The sequence below is a fragment of the Pseudomonas defluvii genome (assembly GCF_001695625.1).
GTDB classification, from domain to species: domain Bacteria; phylum Pseudomonadota; class Gammaproteobacteria; order Pseudomonadales; family Pseudomonadaceae; genus Aquipseudomonas; species Aquipseudomonas defluvii.
Genome location: NZ_MBPN01000250.1, coordinates 1 through 1,737 on the forward strand (window position 1 = coordinate 1; position 1,737 = coordinate 1,737).

The following is a 1,737-nucleotide window of genomic DNA, read 5'->3' on the forward strand; positions in this document are numbered from 1 at the left end:
GCCATGGCTGAGATCACCTCCCAGCAGATGGCTGGCAAGCTGCTCGCGGCCGGGTTCGAGCGCAGCGGCCCGTCAGCCTCGACCTTGAGCGACCCGATCGCCGACACACCCATGGTCGTGACCCTAGATCAGTTGCGCCCCTACGACCACGATCCCAGGAAAAAACGCAACCCGGCCTACGAGGAAATCAAGGCGTCCATCCGCGAGCGCGGTCTGGACGCGGCGCCGGCCATCACTCGCCGACCAGGTGAGGACCACTACATCATCCGCAACGGCGGAAATACGCGGCTGGCGATCCTGCGCGAACTATGGTCAGAGACCAAGGACGAGCGGTTTTTCCGTATATCGTGCCTGTTCCGGCCGTGGCCCAGCCGCGGCGAAGTCGTCATGCTGACCGGCCACCTGGCCGAGAATGAATTACGCGGGGGCCTCACGTTCATCGAGCGCGCCCTCGGCGTCGAGAAGGCACGCGAGTTCTACGAGCAAGAAAGCGGCACTACCTTGAGCCAGTCCGAGCTGGCCCGCCGCCTCGCTGCCGATGGCTTCCCGGTACAACAGTCGCACATCAGCCGCATGAACGACGCGGTGCAGTATCTCCTGCCCGCGATCCCCACCGTGCTCTATGGCGGCCTCGGTCGCCATCAGGTCGAACGCCTGTCGGTCATGCGCAAAGCCTGCATGCTCGCGTGGGAGCGCTACGCCAAGGGCCGCTCCCTGGTTCAGGACTTCGACGAATTTTTCCAGGAAGCGCTGTCGCAATTCGACGTCCAGGCCGACGAGTTCTCCGCGCAGCGCGTACAGGACGAGCTGATCGGCCAGATGGCCGAGTTGCTGGGTGTCAATTACGACGTGCTCGCCCTGGACATGACCGAATCCGAAAGCCGGCAGCGCGCCTTGATCAGCGACCCAACGCCGCCCTCGACGCCGCCTGCGTTGCCGGAGCCGGAGTCGGAAACCATCGCGCGCCCAACTGCCAACACCGCGCCACCCACCGCAGGGGCTGCATCGGCAGCGCCGCCTGCAGGCCGACCTGCGCGCGAGAGCGACACGGATACCAGTCAGGCGGGTCCGGCCAGCCCTGCGGCGGGGAGCGATCTGCTTCGGGAGCACATCGTTTCGCCGGCACCGACGACCGAACGGCTCCAGTCCATCCAGCGCATGGTCGCCGATCAGTTGGGCGATGCGCTGCCTCCCGACTTCTCGGCGAGCGTCTTGCAGTCCATCCCCGTGCAGGCTGGCGGGCTCTATCCGATCTCCGATGTCTGGTACATCGATCCCGGCTTGGATACTGCCGAGCGCTTGCGCATCCACATCGCACAGTTCGCCCGCGAAATCGCGAGCGAGGCAGACCTGGACGAGTGCATTGATGACCGTGCAGAGGGTATCGGTTTCGCCTGCCGGGCCCGCACCCAAAGTCCGGCGCCGCTGGGCCGTTCCGTCCTCGCATTGTTGGCGTGCCTGGCCGGTCAGCGGCCCGCCGACGTCGGTCTGCACGACGGGCAAATCGTCATCGACCTGCCGGCATTGCTGCACGGCCAGGGTGATGCGGCCCAGCGATTGAGCGACACCGCGCTGGTCAAGCTGTTCCGGCTGCTGCGGCTGGCCCGGCGCCTGCTCGATCTTGAAGCCGGCGCTGCGGACCTTGGAACGTGAGCGAGGGAGGCCAGCATGTCCGCACCACACCCACTCAACCAGGCCGTCATCGCGCAGGCCCTCTATGACCTGCGCAATGGGCAA

1 protein-coding gene and 1 pseudogene are annotated in these 1,737 nt (G+C 66.1%); both read left to right on the forward strand.

Annotation, left to right across the window (positions count from 1 at the left end; translation table 11 throughout):
- The first annotated feature begins 3 nt into the window (after nucleotides 1–3).
- The gene (locus tag EKA13_RS27035; RefSeq protein ID WP_009459725.1) at nucleotides 4–1,653 is read left to right on the forward strand and encodes a ParB family protein; all 1,650 of its coding nucleotides are present in this window, start codon (nucleotides 4–6) and stop codon (nucleotides 1,651–1,653) included.
- Between the two features lie 15 nt (nucleotides 1,654–1,668).
- Nucleotides 1,669–1,737 (forward strand): annotated as a pseudogene (locus EKA13_RS27040) (coproporphyrinogen III oxidase); the annotation flags it as partial.

Coding starts and splice junctions, on each gene's coding strand:
- EKA13_RS27035 (WP_009459725.1), top strand. CDS start 4: ATGGCTGAGATCACCTCCCAGCAGATGGCTGGCAAGCTGCTCGCGGCC.